Consider the following 16,381-nt stretch of genomic DNA (forward strand, 5'->3'; position numbering starts at 1 on the left):
TTGGCGACGTCATAATGCCGCCAATGCAAACTTCATCGCCTACTGCCGAATCGTCCCGAACCCGCCAAGCTCCCGAATTGCTGGCTCCCGCCGGCGATTGGCAGTGTGTTCGCGCAGCGATCGAAAACGGCGCCAACGCCGTCTACTTTGGTCTCGATTGCGGTTTCAACGCCCGTTATCGAGCCCAGAATTTTGGTTTGGCAGATTTGCCAGACTTAAGCCAGCAACTGCGGCAGCGCGGCGTAAAGGGCTATGCGACCCTAAACACACTGGTGTTTCCGTCGGAGATGCCGGCATTGGTCAAGGTGGTCGAAGCGATCGCCAAGTCGGGCATCGATGCCGTGTTGGTCCAGGACTTTGGTGTCGCTAGGTTGGTCCGCCAAGTCTGTCCCGAACTAGAAGTGCACGCGTCGACGCAGATGAGTTTGACCAGTGCCGAAACCATCGAAGTGGCATCGGACTTGGGATTGTCGCGAGTCGTGTTGGCGCGTGAATTGTCGATTGACGAGATTCGTAAGATCGCCGGTGCGACGGAGATGCCGCTAGAGATTTTCATTCACGGGGCGTTGTGTGTTGCCTATTCGGGCCAATGTTTGACCAGCGAATCATTGGGCGGACGCAGTGCCAATCGAGGCCAGTGTGCACAAGCTTGCCGATTGCCCTACGAACTGATCGTCGATGGCGATGACCGTGAACTCGGTGACGTGAAGTATCTGCTGAGCCCGCAAGACCTGGCCGGGTATGCTGCGATCCCGGATGTGATCGATGTGGGCGTCGCGTCGATCAAGATCGAAGGTCGATTGAAAACGCCCGAGTACGTGGCCAACATCACCGGTCACTATCGGCGAGCCATCGACGAGGCCATGGAACGCGGCACCGTTTCGATCGGCGATGATGCCAAGCAAGAAATGGAACTGTCGTTCTCGCGAGGATTCTCCCCTGGATGGCTTTCCGGCAACGATCACAAGCGGCTTGTCCCCGGTCTTCATTCGGCAAAACGGGGAATCGAAATCGGATCCGTGCTGGAAAGCTCGGGCCAATCGATCAAGGTTGCTGTGTCCGCGCCGCTTGCGCTCGGCGACGGTTTGGCGATCGTGGGTTTTGATGGTCAGGGGCAACAAGGCGGACGAATCTATTCGCTGATGGACGAAGATGGCCAACGCTGCAAATCGGTGGGCGCCGGCTGCACCGTATGGATTGGATTTGGCAAGGGCGAACTGGATTGGTCCCAAATCCAACTGGATGCCACGGTATTCAAGAACGATGATCCACAACTCAATCGCCGGTTACGCCAATCTTTCGCCGGCGAAGACCCACGTAGTCGACAACCATTGGACATGCATGTCGTTGCCACCGTGGGCGAACCGCTGGTGGTCGAAGCACGTTTGGCCGATGGACGCCGTTTTTCAGTCACCGGTGATCAGCCATTGTCGGCGGCTCGCAACCGACCGGCCGATGAAACGGTCATCCGCGAAAAGCTTGGTCGATTGGGCGGGACAGCATTCGTGCTGCGCGACCTGACGTTGACCGCCACGGATCAGCCAATGGTTCCGATGGGCATGCTGAACGCGATTCGGCGTTCGTTGGTGGTGACCATCGACCATGCATTGGCCGCGACGCCGAAGCGGACCGTTGCTGCCGAGGCTGTGCATTCGTGGTTGAAACCGATTGAATCGGGCGATGACGATCAGACCAGCGACGCTGTGGTCGATGCGGGAACTCATTTGGCCGTGTTGTGTCGGACGCCCCAGCAGCTAGAGGCGGCCTGTGGTCTGGATGTCGACATGTTGTACGTGGACTTTCATGACGTACGTCTGTATCGCGACGCGGTCAAGCTTAGTCATGACCATGGCAAGCGGATTGGGATCGCGACGGTTCGGATCCAGAAGCCGGGTGAGATGGGCCTGCTGAAAGTGCTAACCCGCATTCAGCCTGATGTGATTCTGGCACGCAACTTGGCGGCGCTTGATTTTGCGAACCAAAATTTTGAATCCGTGATCGCTGATTTTTCGTTGAACGTTGCCAATCATCGTTCGGCACAGTGGCTTCGCGAACAAGGTGCTCGTCGAGTGACTGCGTCTTATGACCTGAATCGAGAACAGTTGATCGATTTGGTGCAATCGATGCCATCGTCGTGGTTGGAAGTCGTCATGCACCAGCACATGCCGATGTTCCATATGGAGCACTGTGTGTTTTGTGCGGTGATGTCGCCGGGGACGAATAAGACCAATTGCGGACGTCCCTGTGATCGTCACGTGGTCCAGCTGCGTGATCGAGTCGGTGCCGAGCATCCGTTGCACGCCGACGTCGCCTGTCGCAACACGCTGTACAACGCGACACCCCAAAGCGGAGCCGAAGTGGTCGACGATCTGAAACGTCGTGGTATCCAATGGTTCCGCGTCGAACTATTGGAAGAGGATGCGGATGCGACGCGGTCGACATTGTCGATCTATCGACGTCTGCTGGCCGGTCAAGTCAGCGGAGCAGAGGTTTGGCAATCGCTCAACGCAGCCAACCGTTTGGGAGTCACCCGCGGAACGCTCGAAACACAGCGGAATCCACTGGCGATTCTATAAAACGCCATCCCACGACGAGAGGAAGGATTGAATCCATTCGTTGTTTAGACGGATGCGTTGTTGGTCAGGATCGTGTTGGCAAGCTGGCTGACGATGATCGGGGTGTGAGTCTTCTGTCGCAGTTGTCGGATGCCGTCACACTGCATTGGATCGGCCAACAGCTGGAACATTCTTTCGCCAGTCAATGGTTGTGAAAAGTAGTATCCCTGAGCCGAATCGCAGCCCCAGCTTCGCAGCAGGTCAAGTTGTGCTTTGGATTCGACACCCTCGGCCACGATCTCGGCGCTAAGGTGATGGGCCAGTTGCACGATTGCTTGAGTGATCACAGCGTGGCTATGGTCCGTCGCGATCGACGCGATGAAGTTGCGGTCGATCTTGACCGCTTCGATCGGATAGTCCTTGAAGCATGAAAGGGACGTTTGCCGCTTTCCGAAGTCGTCAATCTGCAGTCCGACGCCTGCTTCATGCAATTCCAGCATCGTGTGCAACGCTTGGTCACCGTGCCTGGGGTCGTAGGATTCGTTGATTTCAAGTCGCAATCGCGATCGTTCGAACCCTGTTTTGGCAAAAATGTTTTCAAGACGCTGCATGAAGTGGGGATTGCTCAATTGGCGACGCGACGTGTTGACGCCCATGTACAGGCCCTTGCACGCATCGCTTGGCAATCGTGCCATCATTTCAGCGAACATGGTCATCGAGTGTTCCAGCACCCATTCGCCCACTCGGTCGATCAGTCCGATTTCTTCTGCCATGGGGATAAAGTCGCCGGGCGATACCCATTGTCCATGTTCGTTCTTCCATCGCATCAGGACTTCCATCCCTTGGACGCAAGCGTTCTTGATGCTGACGATGGGCTGATACTTCAGATCAAACGCTTCGGCATCCAGTGCACGACGGAACTGATTCTCCATCTCCATGCGGGCGACGACGTCGGCGTGCATGGATCGGTCGAATACCGCAACCCGGCCTTTGCCACTGTTTTTGGCTCGATACATGGCTGTGTCGGCGTTACGCAGCACGACGTGTGCATCGGCAATGTCGCCGCTAAAGTAGGCGATGCCTACGCTGGTGCCGACGTTGACAAGTCGCCCGTGGAACTCAAACGGTTCGGCGATTCTGGCAACAATCCGATTCGCGACGGTAAGCGCGTCGCGGGTGTGTGACAATCGTTCTAGCAAGACCACAAATTCATCACCGCCCAAACGGACCGTTTCGCTAGGTCCGGCGGTACAGCGTCCTGCGGTGTCATGTTCGCGAACACATTCCTGCAGTCGAGATGCAACCTGATTCAATAGATCGTCGCCGGCGTCGTGCCCGAGGCTGTCGTTGATGATCTTGAAGTTGTCCAAGTCCAAAAACAGGACCGCGTTTTGGGTGGCATCCGATGGCACCTGATCTCGAATGATCTGGTTCAGTTTGTTCAGCAGGAACGGACGGTTCGGCAGTTGGGTCAACGCATCGCGATGCGCCATCTGACGCATCTCGTCCTCGGCGCCACGCCTCAGCGTCACCTCTCGTTTTAGGTCGGTGATCTTTTTGAGTTGCAGTTTTTCCAGCCGCCACTTTTCGCTCAGCGCCAACGCCAACTGTCTCGCTTCGTCCGATTCGAACGGCTTCTTCAACAGCAAAAGCCGGTCGTTTCGCCCCAATCGATCCAGCACCGTTTCCCAGATATGGTCACTGTGTGCGGTGCAGACGACCATCTGGATTTTGGGATCGATTGCCCAGATGGCTTCGACGGTTTCCATTCCGTCCATCCCGCGTGGCATTCGCATGTCCACAAAGGCCACCGAAAATGGTTTGTTGTCTTGTAGCGACTGCCGAACCAAATCGACACCGCTTGCGCCATCCTCGGCGTGGTCGATCTCGTAGTCTATGTTGTCATTGGCTGCATGCGGACGGACATCCGTGGGGCCACTGGATCGTGGTTTCAAGAACTTCGTTTCGAACGCCGATAGCGAAGCGTTGACATGGGCACGCTTTTGAAACAGCCGATCGAAGGTGTCGTGGATCTGTTGCTGATCATCGACAACCAGGATGCGTCGACTGGTTTGCGTCGGCGTTTGGGTGGATGGTTGGGTCATCGTGCGATTGCTTCTTGGTGTGACTCGAACGCAATGCTCGGGTCTGGGGCGGCATCGATACTGTCGACGCTGTGTAGTTCAATGGTCAGTGTGGTGCCGGATCCGATTCCGTCGCTGTGCGCGGTAATCGTTCCGCCAAATTGCTTGATCGTGTTGGCACAGAAATGCAGCCCCAGTCCGGTGCCCCCTTCGCGACGGGTAAAATAGGGCTCGAACGCGCGATCCATCGTTTCGGCAGTCATCCCGCAACCGTTGTCACGAACGGAGATGCGAATTTTGTCGTTAGCGCGAATCTCAGTAGCCGTTAGTGTGATCGTGCGATCCGCTTGGTTGGACCGTTTCATCGCTGGCACGCAATTGCCGATCAGATTGATGATCGTTTGCAATAGCAGGGAATGGTCTGCGATCACCGACAGTTCTGAATCGGCGTCGATATGAACCTGAATGGATTCTTCGTGAAAGGTTGCCTGGCAGCACGAGATTGCATCCACCAACACTTTCCAGACATTGGTCGGGGTGTGTTCAATCGCGTGGTCGGCGAATCTTTGTTGGTCGCGAATGATGTCGTGGATATGCCGGACATTGTCATCGAGTGTGTGCAGCATGCGGCTGATCGCGTGCTGGTCGGACTTCCATTGGTTGGCAAGGCTGGAAAGGTAACCGGGGGTTTCCGAAAACAGTTCATCGGAATCTTCGGTTTCCTGTAGTCGTATCGCCAATCGGTGCAGTGGGTCGACATGCAGTTGTTCGACTCGGTCGCCCGCGGCATCCAGCAAACTGTTGACGTTGGTTAGGACATTGCCGACGTTGTGAATCACCGAAGCGGCGACTTCGCAACGACCCGCGGCTTGTGATGCGCTGGCCAATTCACGCTGGGTTTCGCCTAGCCGTTTGACCATGGCGTCAAACGCCAGTGCCAAGTCGCCGATCTCGTCACCGGTTTCCAGACGAAGCGGCGCGGACGGCGATCCGTTGACTCCGATCGTGTCCAAGTGTTCGCGGACCGAATCCAATGGACCAATCACGATTCGTTGCAGCAACAACAGCAGCAGCAACAGGGCCGCGATGATTCCCAAAATGAATACGTTGCGGGCCGTTCCAAAGGTCCGGTCGGCACGGTGGATGATGTTGCGAGGCGTCCGGATCAACAGGGTTCCAAGATTGGATTGGATCGGACCATAGATCGTCAATTCGGCCAGCAGTTGGTCGCCTTGTTCGCGGTATAGGATCTCGCCATCAACGGTGGCCGTTCTGGCCGGCAGGATTTCAAAGTCCACCAGAGTTTGGACACGCAGCCGCTGGATGACGGATTCGTTCACTTCGCGGCCAAGGACCAAATACTGCTGTGGCGGATCGCTGTCGACGCCGTTGTTGGGGATCGCAGACGCCGCGTAGATGCAGACCGATTCATCTGCCAAGCGAACGATGCCGCGTGGAAGATCAACGGAGTGCTGCGGATCGGTTGTCGTTCCGTCGTTTGTGATTGGAAGCGTCGCGACCAATGGGGCGAAAGCAGCGTCCTTTTGAAAGTCGGCGCCCAGCAACCACTGGGTTTGCATCGAGGCGTCAACGATAAACGCCCATCGGATGTCGTCGTTTGGTGAAACCGACTCGATTGGTTGGTCGCCGTCCGTGATCCAATGTTGGGTCAGTTCACGGAGGTGATTGATTTCGGTGTCGATCGCTTCGATCACACGAACGGCTTCGCGAGCTGCCTCGTTGCGTTCAAATGCCAGGAATTCGGGCCCAACCACGCGGCGGCCAACGGTTTCGTTGACCAACAGGACGGCCATGAACATGACAGCCAGTGACAGCACGATCTTGCTGCGTATGGAACCCCGGGGCGCAGCTTGTGGCATCGATTGCGATGGTTTGGCCGCCGATGATTCAGACGAAGCGCGCTCGACCAGCCGCGAAACACTGTTTCGGATCGTCGAGACTAGGCGGCCAGGTGAATCGAACATTCGGCATCAAACGCGGGGGAAAATCCGTGGTAATGCTGAAACCTAGGTTCTGACTTGTTGCAGTCACCGATAACGGCGCACTCATTTTGATTCGTTGGCCTGGAACCGGTCCGCCGGATTGGGTTGTTCAGGATGATCCGGTTGTGCGGTTGCCTACTGGTTCGTGGGGATGCGATTGAGTGTGTAATGGGCTTGCGAATGAAGCAGCGGTTGACCGTCGACGTTTCGAATTCCCGCCGCGTTGATCTCATGAACGAACAGCGGTCGCAGCCCATCGACGTACAGACGAACCTTCCGCCCATCGTCCGACACTACGGCCCGTTGGATGGGCAGCGAACGCTGCTGGACTTCATCACTGCCATAGGTGCTTTGATACAAATAGGTGTGGCTGGACATCTGGTAGGAACTTGGGTTGACCGCCGACGCGGGGTCGACCGGGCTGGTGAATTCCAGTTCGAAGCCATCCGGTTTGGCGCGCATCGCCAAGATTTCAAACGGAGTTTTGCCGGTCCAAACCAGTCGTTGCAGCCCATAGGATGCTGTCCCCAGACTGCTCCAGCCACGGTTGGTCATGCCAACGAACAGGCTGCCGTCGTTGCCCTGGGCCAGACGCAGTACAGCCGATGCCATGCCGCGACGGAACGGGAAACAGACGCCTTGGTATTCGCCATCGACCTTTTCAAGGAACACGCGGTTGATCGACGCTTGCGTGAATTCGCCCACAAACAGCTGCCCGGCAAACGGCCCGAACGATCCGCCGCTTTCGTCCAGGACAATATCGGTGGCCGATTGACCCATCTTCTTGTACGGAAACCAAACCGCCGGGGGCCGCATTTGAGGGAATTGCTGCAACGCCTCGGGAAGCGGTAGTCCGTCGGGGACACTCTCGATCCCCGACAACGGCGATCCCGGTTGGTTCATCGATGCCAGCGATTCGGGATGATGAAAGAACACGCCCGGACGCATGTGATGCAGCGAATTGGTGGCGACCCAGTTGCCTTGTTGATCGGTATAGAACATGTCGCCGGCTGCGTTGGCCCCGATACCGCTGGGCGACCGCATGCCCGCACAGACGGGAATCGCTTCCCCGTCGGCCCCAATCTGCAGCCCCCAACCACGCCACTTTGCTTGCCGGTAGCCCAACGCGGCGTCGGGCAGGATTCGGGTCAGCTGCTGACCTTTCAGCCCCATGCCAATGTTCAGCGTGAACCATAGATTGCCTTGACCGTCACGTTTGGGCCCGTAGGCATATTCGTGATAACAGCCCGTGACACCCCAGTCGTTGGTTAGCGTTTCGTAGTCATCGGCAACCAGATCACCGTCCAGATCACGAATTGCGGTGATCTCGGTTCGCTGTGCGGTGATCAGCGCATCGTCTTGTTTCAGCAGCCCCAATGGTTCGTGCAGCGCCGATGCAAACCGGTGGTACGTCACTTTGGAATCTGGGTCGTCATCGTAAACGCCGTCCAGAATCCAAATTTCTCCCTTGCGGATCGAGACGGCGATTCGCGTATCGTCCAGCGGGGCGATCCCGCTGACTTCCAACGCGACTCCGTCGTCCGACGGTTTCCAGTGTTGCGACCGTGAATCGGTCACCGCAGCCGGCGCGGCGATCGAAAGCAACCGGTAGGAATCCTCTTCTTTGCCACCGTCGTCACCGCGGGCGGATGAGTTTGATCCGGTCAGAGGCAAACCGATCAACGCGATCCCAAAGGCCAGGATCGCGACAGTCGTCTTCACTGGACGTTGCGTTACCATCGGTAGGTGATCTCCAAAGGTTGGTTGCCTGGAATCGGGATCTGCCATTGTCCGATCGGGCCTTCCGTCACGATGGCGGGCTCGGATCCCGAATCGCTGGTCGAGGTCCAATGAATGGTCAGGCTGTTGCCGGTCTGGCGATCGCCGGTTTGAATCGTGTGGCGATCGATTCGGCGGATCGACTTGCCTTCGTAGGCAACCAGGACCAACGCGGTGTCGGCGTGGTGATCCGTGCCAGCATCGTCGGCTTGGTTGGCGTCGGCATCGTCGTCTGCGGCAGCAAGGGCATCCGTCACGTCGCGGACAACGCGGCGAAGTCCACCGTCGATCGGTTCGATCCGGTCCTCAATCATGCGTTGGTTGACCTGGTAGCGGAACGTTGGGGTCTTTGATTCGTCGATCGTGTACCCGCGAAACCGGTACTTGGGCGGGGTGACCGGTTGGTTGGGATCCACGGCGCGGATGATCACCGACGCACCTTGTCCCAGTGGCATCGGGTGGTCGCCAAGCGGATCCACATCCGGTGCAAACCGTTCGAACCAGGTCGTCCGGGCGTCTAGGAATGGCCCCTTCCACAGCATCGCGACACGAGGATGAAGCGTGTCGAACGCGAAATGGTGTCCGTTGGGAAATCCAACGGCGATTGCATGCGTCCCCACGCCACCCATGAAGGTTCGCAGGATCTGCGGTTGGTCCGTTGGTTTCAGTTCGTAGTTTTTGCCACGACTTTCGGCAATCTTCGCGGGCAGTCCGATCCGTTCGGGCTGTTTCAAATACGCCCACATGGCCGCGATTTGATGCTGGGTGTTGCCATGCAAGATCGCTGGGTTCTGGCTTTTGCCGTCGGGAAAGAATGTCGGCATCCGAGTTCGATTCTTCAGGCTTCCCGGATCGAGGATGAACTTCGCAAACCAACTCGGGTGCATTCGTTTGTGCATGCCGGCAATGTCGATGCCAATCACGCTGTCCAGCACCTCGCCCTGAAACGCGTGGCATTGAACGCAGCCACCATCCATCAGTGACCGGCCGGCTTCGGCTAGTTCGGATGCGGTCGGCAGGGTTTGCGGGGGGCTGGTCTGTGATTTAGCCGATGGATCACGAAAGACGTCTGCTTCGTTTCTGGTGTCGACTTCGTCTGCATCCGCCAATTGCTGGGGCAGTTGGGACACCATGGCGTGCCGAAATCCTGGCATGCGAACCGTCATGTGAGGCCGCAGACGCGTGCCCTTGTCGCCTCGCAGGACCGAGCCGATCCATTCGGATTTCAGTTTGCGTCCCACCCCATGCAGCGGTGGCGGTAGACGTCCTTCGTCGCCCAAATCGACCTGACGGACGGTTTCAAAATAGGGTTTGCGGAACCTTCCGACCCCACCGATTCCATCGCGTTGATGGCACCCATAGCAGTTCATCGTCAACAGCACCCGATCGACCGACTGGTGGGACGATTCATCACGATCCTGTGTTTCGGCCGCGGCATCGGTACCGGTGTTGGCTGCGATCGCATGGATGATCGCATCGCGTTGTTGATCGTCTAATTGGTATCTTGGCGTAGAAGAATCGTTTGGATTCAGGCACGATTGGTCGGCGGCGACGTCCCAGTTGTCACCGATCGGTTTGGCGAACGGAAGTTCGGGCAGCGGAAGCTTGTCGGCGGTGCCGGATGGTTGATTGGATGTGCGTTCTGTTTTGGGGCGGTTTTGAACGGGTTGGCCTTGGTCAGCCCGGCCAGCGTCGTGGCACTCCGTACAGCGAAGCGATGCAAACCACTGGCGTCCGCGTTGGATCGCGGCCGAATCGTCGACAGAACCAGGCGCATCCACCGGCGGCCGATCACCCATCAGGTAGGTCGCGATGTCGGCTGATTCTTGTGGAGTCAGGTTCAGACTAGGCATCCGGCCGGCCGGCCGAACGGTGTCGGGTGAATGCAGGAAATGAGAAAGTGATTGGTAGGTGTATTTTTGGGGCAGCTTCGGAAGCGGGATCGATTCGACCCGCCGGGCATCGTTGGACAAACCTAGATCCGCCAATTCTTCGGGGTCCAGTTCTTCCAGCATGCGATCGATCGCGGACGTTGCGATGGATTCGACTTCGTAGTCGGCATCCGCGTCGTGACAGGCGACGCAGCCGACTTGGTGGTAAAGTTCGCGGCCCGTTGATGGATCGCCCTTGTTCCAAAATTCGTGTTCCACGGGAACCGCTCCGGTGGCTTTGATGACGGGGAAGTCCTGGCGAAGGCTGGACAAATAGGCGGCCAACGCATCGGTCGCTCGTCGCTTGGTTTCGATATCCAAGCTAGCCATCACGTCCGGCATGGTGGTGCCCGGCTTGGATTCGTGCGGTGACAACAAATATTCTTTCAGCCAATCCAGTTGGACTCGCCGACCGACGCCGGCCAAGTTCGGACCCCGTTTGGGTTGCCACGTCGGGACGGAAGATGCATGACAGGCTGTGCAGCTAAGTTCGCTGATTAGCAACGCCCCGCTGGTCACGTCATCGATTTCGCCGTGTCGGGCGAACCGATCGAACCCGGCCACCATCGGTGAATCCGCCGCAGATCCAAGCGTGCCGGTGACGATCACCACGCACAATGCGGCCCATGCCAGCACCATCGGCAATCGCACCGGATGCCTTGTGGATGTCAGGCGTTGGTCCGTGCTGCGCACCGGATCATCGTCGTCGCTGGAAGAGGCCGAACTGAGCACGTGATTCGTTCTGGTACTTGCCATCGGTTACACCAACGTTTGCAGATGTCGTCTTGCTCGATTGATTTCCGCCGAAACGGCATCCGTCGAAACCAAGATCGGGACACCGCGGGGAACCGGGTGCATGAAGATTTCGGTCCAGCCGCGATACTGGATCTGACGCAGTGCACCCACCAGCGGTCTGAAATCCAGGTCGCCACGGCCAGGCATCTGAAGCAGTTCTTGATCCTTGGGAAGCTTTTTCGTGCAGCCCATCCCGTGTTGCCATGCGTAGAACATCGCGATCGACGGTCCCAGGTCTGTGATCAGTTTGGCCAGGAAATCAGCATCCTGGTCCAGGTGATAGGGGGCAAATGCGATCGCTAGGTTGGGGGACGGCAGCAGTTCGGCTAGCCACTTCATCCCGTCGGCAGATTCAAGCATTTGGTTGCCATGGTTTTCGATCGCGATCGTGACTCCGGTTTCCTCAGCCACGGCGAGATGCGGTTTCATCTTTTCAACAAAGCCAGCCATCGCGGATTTCAGTTCCGATCCTGATAGCCCACTGGGGCCGCTGGATCCGGTCACGATCAACTTGCATCCGAGCCGTTTGGCCAGCCGCATTTCATCGGCCAGTCCAAATGGTCCCAATTTGTACTGGGTGATGCACCCGAGTGAAGTGTTGTGCTGGGCTAGCAGCGATTCAAAGGCTGGTTCACCGATTTGATCCAGCTGTTCGCGTTGGTTCCCATGGACTTTGGGCCATAGGTCGATCGCCACGCTGCCGGTGCGTTTGACTTCGGCAAGGATGGCATCCAGGTCGCTGTAGCCATACATGCAGCTGGCCAGGATGTATTTCAGCGAAAACGATTTCGATGATTCGTTCTCGTCGGCACAGGCAAGGTCGGTAAAGGCGGATGCGGCGAACAGTCCGGTCGCCGTGGCCACGAACTGGCGACGTGATGGGGATGTGGGCATGACGATCTCAGTTGGCGGCGGCGATGTGTTGTTCAATCAGTTTGATCCACGGTCCGACGTAGTGCCCGTTGTCGTGGTAGGTGCGTCCGCTGATCAGATTGCCGTCGATCACGCAGGCTTCGTCGACGTAGATGCCGCCACAGGATTCGAGGTCGAATTTGCATTTTGCCACCGTGGCCATGCGTCGACCGCGAACGCAATCGGCATAGGCCGGGATTTCGACACCATGACAAACGCTGGCGATCGGTTTGTTTTCGGCAAAGAAGTGTTTGGTGATTCGAACCAAGTCTTCGTCGTATCGGATGTACTCCGGTGCCCGACCGCCCGAGTACATGATCGCCACGTATTCGCTGGGATCGATATCGGCGAACGCGATGTCGGCGTCGATGCTGTAGCCTTCCCATTCCTTGGTGATGGTCCAGCCCGGTTTGACCTCGTGCATCACCATCTGGTACTTGCGCTTCTCAGGAGCCGCCACCACCGGTTGGATCCCCGCTTCGATCAGACGATAGAAGGGATACAGCGTGTCCACGGTCTCGGTGGCATCGCCAACGATGATCAAGGCTTTGGAGGGAAACATTTTAGGCGGGGGGGGGAGGATGGTCGGGGGGGGAAGGGTGGATGGCGGGGGCGGCCGCTTGATTGGTCGGTTTCGACGAAACCCCGATCGTCGGATGATGGATCGATCAGCCAGTTGTTCGGTTCTTCGGATCGGTCTGCGAGCGCCACCGAAACATTGTAATGACTCGGTAGCGGTGGATGGGAACGGATTCGATCAAGTCCCCCAGGTTTTCGGATTCGCACATCCCGTCTCGGTTCTGCCTGCGGTGGCTGCCGCGGATCGATCTACAGAACGGGGCCAAGAGTGGCGATGACGTTGTTCCAAATCCGCAGCATGGGTGACCAAGATTGGACGTCGTCGATGGTGACCGATTCTGAATCGGCGATGTAAATCTGTTGCCGGTTGCGTACCGCTTTTGTCAGTTCCGCATCGTGCAACAGAACATCGTTTTCGTAGTTCAAGTCGAAGCTCCGCAAATCCATATTGGATGATCCGATGAACGTGATCACGCCGTCGACCGTCAACGTTTTGGCATGCAACAGGCCGCTGCGGAATTCGTAGATGATGACGCCCGAATCCAGCAGTCGCCGGTAATAGCTGCGGCTAGCGGCCGCGACGATCCAGGAATCATTTCGCTTGGGGAAAATCATGGTCACTTGGACGCCGCGGTGAGCGGCCGCACAGATCGCATCCAGCACGGTTTGATCCGGCACGAAGTAGGGCGTCGAAATCGTCAGCTCTGTTTGTGCTTGCCCCATCAACAACGAGAACAGTTGCGGTGTGGATCCATGCCGCTCGGTCGGCCCATCGCCAAACACCTGCGCAACGATTCCGTCGGGAAACTCATCCGCCACTGGTGAAGCCGGTTCGATCCAATCGTCGGATGCGTGCAGCAACCAATCGCTAGAAAACAGCATCTGGGTTTGCGAAACGATGGGTCCCTGCAGTCGGACTAGAATATCGACCCAAGGGGCGTACTTGGCTTTGACGCGAAATTCAGGGTCCGCGCAGTTCTGGCTGCCGCAGTAACACACCGATCCGTCGATGACGGTGATCTTGCGGTGGTTGCGCAGGTCCAGTCGGCTGAACAGAATCGTTTGGATGATTTTTCGGAATGGCAAGGCGACCGCGACTCGGACACCCGCATCGCTCATTTCCTGCCAGCGTTTTGAACGGATCATGGCTCGTGAACCCAGCCCATCGGCCATTGCTCGGCACTTGACTCCCCGTCGGGCCGCGCGGATCAGTGCATCGGAAACATTGCGGCCTGTTTCATCGTTCAGCCAGATGTAATACAGCACGTCAACACGCTCGGTTGCCCGGTCGATGTCTTCGATCAATCGGGATCTTGCTGTCTTTGCATCCGCCATCAGTTCGGCGCGATTCCCCGCGGTCGTCGCAAACCCTTCGACCGACGCCGCATACCGAAACGCCGCTTGGTACTCTTTTGCCACTGTTCCGTTCAGTTTGGCCAACGCGCCCAATGCATCGCCGCCTTCCCGGCGGACTTTGGACATCACCTCGGCATGCCGCCGGTGGATGGTGCGGCCCAGACTGGCTTCGCCAAACAAACCGAATGCGATCACACCAAAATAGGGGACGGTGAAGATCACGAAAATCCACGCCAACCGCGCCGGTGATGAAAGGTCGTCACGCCACAGGATTCGCAGCGTGATGGCCACGACCAACACCATGTGAATCACTACGAAGAAGATCATGACCGTTGTTCCTAAAGCGGGCGGCAGGAGTCAGATTTGGACGAAACGCTGGCGGAATGTCTGTTGGCTGTTTTGCCAGGATTCCGATCGCCGAAGGGTCAGTTCAATGCGTTCCATGCCATCTGAACCGCTCCCGATACCGGGTGGCTGATCAGCTGAGTGTTTCGGAACACAACCGATTGCTTGGCCAGATGTGCTGTGATCTGAACCAATAAATCGGGTTGGTTCAGTAGCACACCGCCGGTGGCTGCCAGGGTTAGTTGGATGGCGGGGGTTCCTTGCTTGCGAACCACCGCAGCCACCATGGCGGCCAAGTCGGCCGCGGCGCTGGCGATGATCGACGTGGCGATCGCGTCCCCGTCGGCCGCCGCACCAAAGACGACTGACGCCAAAGACGCGATCTTGGCGCGATCGTACTGCCCCCCGTAAATCACGGGGATCATCTGCTGTGGCGCGGAGACTCCCAACGCTTCACAAAAACGTTCCAGCAGTTTGGTGGCGTTGCCGCGTCCATCGGCGGCCTGGGTGGCGGCTCGCAATCCGTTGACCGCGATCGCGTACCCACTGCCTTCGTCGCCCATCAGCGGTCCCCAACCGCCACATCGCGTTGGGCTGCCGGACGGGCATCGCCCCAGCGCCAACGAACCGGTGCCCGAAATCAATGCGATCCCATTTCCATCCGGAGCGGCCGCAAAGATCACCGGCACTGCGTCATTGGTGACCAGGACACGGTCGCTAGCGATCCGGTGTGCATGGGCCCAATCTTCCCACTGCGTCAGTTCGTGGGCTCGGTCGCAACCGGCGATTCCCAGACACAGCGACCGGACTTGGTGGCTTTCGATTTGCGCCGATGCAAGGGCTTGTTGGATCGACTGGGCAACGTTTTGTGACGCCGTTTCAAAACCCACCACGCGCGGGTTGGACGGTCCGGATTGTCCTGTGCCAACAGGTTCCGGCGACGTCGTTTGACCGCATCTGGCCAACCATGTGTTCGTGGTCGATCCGCCACCATCGACCCCCAAGACGTATCCGGCATTCGCCGCATCGCCACCACCCGCCGCATCGACACCTGCTGACTGGCCCTGCGTGTTCATGAACCGGTGCTCGTATCGTCACCCAGTGCCGCGCGCAAATGGCCGTCGTGTTCAGACAGGATGTTCCTGGCCTGGTCAGCGGTCACGTTTCGGCGTTGCATCACGATGGCGGTTTTCAGTTCACCGCCCGCTGAATCCAGCAGAGTCTGGGCTTCGTCCAGATCAAGGTCGGTGAACTGGGTCACCAGCCGCCGCGAACGGTGCTTCAGTTTTTCGTTGGTCGCGCGAAGGTCAACCATTAAGTTGCCGTAGGTTTTTCCCAGCCGGATCATGGCGCCGGTGGTCAGCATGTTCAACACCATCTTGGTCGCCGTGCCGGCCTTCATGCGAGTCGATCCGGTGACCACTTCTGGTCCGACGACGGGAGCGATCATGACGTCGCAGTGCGCCGAAAGTTCGCAAGTTTGGTTGCAGCTGAACCCGACGGTGCCCGCACCGATCTCGCGTGCGTATTGCAGGGCACCGATGACGTAGGGGGTTCGGCCGCTGGTGGCAATTCCGACCACAGTATCTTTGGCATTTAGATCGATCGATTGCAGATCTTGTTGGCCGACTTCGGGATGGTCTTCGGCACCCTCGATCGCTCGCGTCAGCGCGGTGGGGCCGCCTGCGATCAGACCGACCACCCACTCCGGTGGCGTGTTGAAGGTGGGGGGGCACTCACTGGCATCCAGGACTCCCAGACGTCCCGAGGTACCGGCCCCGATGTAGATCAGCCGACCACCGGATCGCAGCGAACCGGCGACCAATTCGATCGCGGCGGCAATCGATTGGCGTTCTTTGGCCACCGCATCGGCAATCATGGCGTCTTGCCGGTTGATCACGTCAACGATGTCGATGGCTTCCAGCGTGTCGATGTTGGCCGACGCGGGGTTGGACGACTCGGTGGTTAGATTGTCCAAACTGGTTGGTTGTTGTCGGTTCATGCATCAACCACAATTGGGGCTTCGAGCTTTGCGTTGCAAT

At 57.9% G+C, this 16,381-nt stretch carries 10 protein-coding genes; 1 reads left to right on the forward strand and 9 read right to left on the reverse strand.

The features are described from left to right. The first annotated feature begins 23 nt into the window (after positions 1-23). On the forward strand, positions 24-2,576 hold the full coding sequence (locus K227x_RS01035; RefSeq protein WP_145167675.1) for a U32 family peptidase: 2,553 nt from the start codon (positions 24-26) through the stop codon (positions 2,574-2,576). 44 nt (positions 2,577-2,620) lie between these two features. Here the strand turns inward: K227x_RS01035 and K227x_RS01040 are convergent, their stop codons facing one another. The 9 genes from K227x_RS01040 to murQ all read right to left on the reverse strand — a co-directional run bounded on the left by K227x_RS01040 (position 2,621) and on the right by murQ (position 16,341). Beyond that, positions 2,621-4,660, reverse strand: coding sequence for an EAL domain-containing protein (locus K227x_RS01040; protein WP_145167676.1), 2,040 nt, complete (start codon positions 4,658-4,660; stop codon positions 2,621-2,623). Then, positions 4,657-6,477 (reverse strand): sensor histidine kinase, encoded by a 1,821-nt coding sequence (locus K227x_RS01045; RefSeq protein ID WP_218933673.1) that lies wholly within the window; start codon positions 6,475-6,477, stop codon positions 4,657-4,659. Before K227x_RS01045 ends, K227x_RS01040 begins: the two co-directional genes overlap by 4 nt. 300 nt (positions 6,478-6,777) lie before the next feature. Further along, positions 6,778-8,382 carry a hypothetical protein gene (locus K227x_RS01050; RefSeq protein WP_246146416.1) on the reverse strand — a complete coding sequence of 535 codons (1,605 nt, stop codon included), beginning with the start codon at positions 8,380-8,382 and terminating at the stop codon, positions 6,778-6,780. Continuing rightward, on the reverse strand, positions 8,376-11,108 hold the full coding sequence (locus K227x_RS01055; protein WP_246146417.1) for a c-type cytochrome: 2,733 nt from the start codon (positions 11,106-11,108) through the stop codon (positions 8,376-8,378). Before K227x_RS01055 ends, K227x_RS01050 begins: the two co-directional genes overlap by 7 nt. Before the next feature lie 3 nt (positions 11,109-11,111). After that, entirely contained in the window at positions 11,112-12,041 is a 930-nt protein-coding gene (locus K227x_RS01060) for a sugar phosphate isomerase/epimerase family protein (protein WP_145167678.1), read from the reverse strand. Positions 12,042-12,048: 7 nt separating this feature from the next. Then, the gene (locus tag K227x_RS01065) at positions 12,049-12,621 is read right to left on the reverse strand and encodes a DJ-1/PfpI family protein (RefSeq protein WP_145167679.1); all 573 of its coding nucleotides are present in this window, start codon (positions 12,619-12,621) and stop codon (positions 12,049-12,051) included. 266 nt (positions 12,622-12,887) lie between these two features. Beyond that, the gene (cls, locus tag K227x_RS01070) at positions 12,888-14,321 is read right to left on the reverse strand and encodes a cardiolipin synthase (protein WP_145167680.1); all 1,434 of its coding nucleotides are present in this window, start codon (positions 14,319-14,321) and stop codon (positions 12,888-12,890) included. 98 nt (positions 14,322-14,419) lie between these two features. Continuing rightward, on the reverse strand, positions 14,420-15,415 hold the full coding sequence (locus tag K227x_RS01075) for an N-acetylglucosamine kinase (protein WP_145167681.1): 996 nt from the start codon (positions 15,413-15,415) through the stop codon (positions 14,420-14,422). Further along, entirely contained in the window at positions 15,412-16,341 is a 930-nt protein-coding gene (gene murQ, locus K227x_RS01080) for an N-acetylmuramic acid 6-phosphate etherase (RefSeq protein ID WP_145167682.1), read from the reverse strand. The genes K227x_RS01075 and murQ overlap by 4 nt, the downstream gene beginning before the upstream one ends. Between the last annotated feature and the right edge of the window lie 40 nt (positions 16,342-16,381).

The organism is Rubripirellula lacrimiformis (genome assembly GCF_007741535.1).
Classification (GTDB): Bacteria; Planctomycetota; Planctomycetia; order Pirellulales; family Pirellulaceae; genus Rubripirellula; species Rubripirellula lacrimiformis.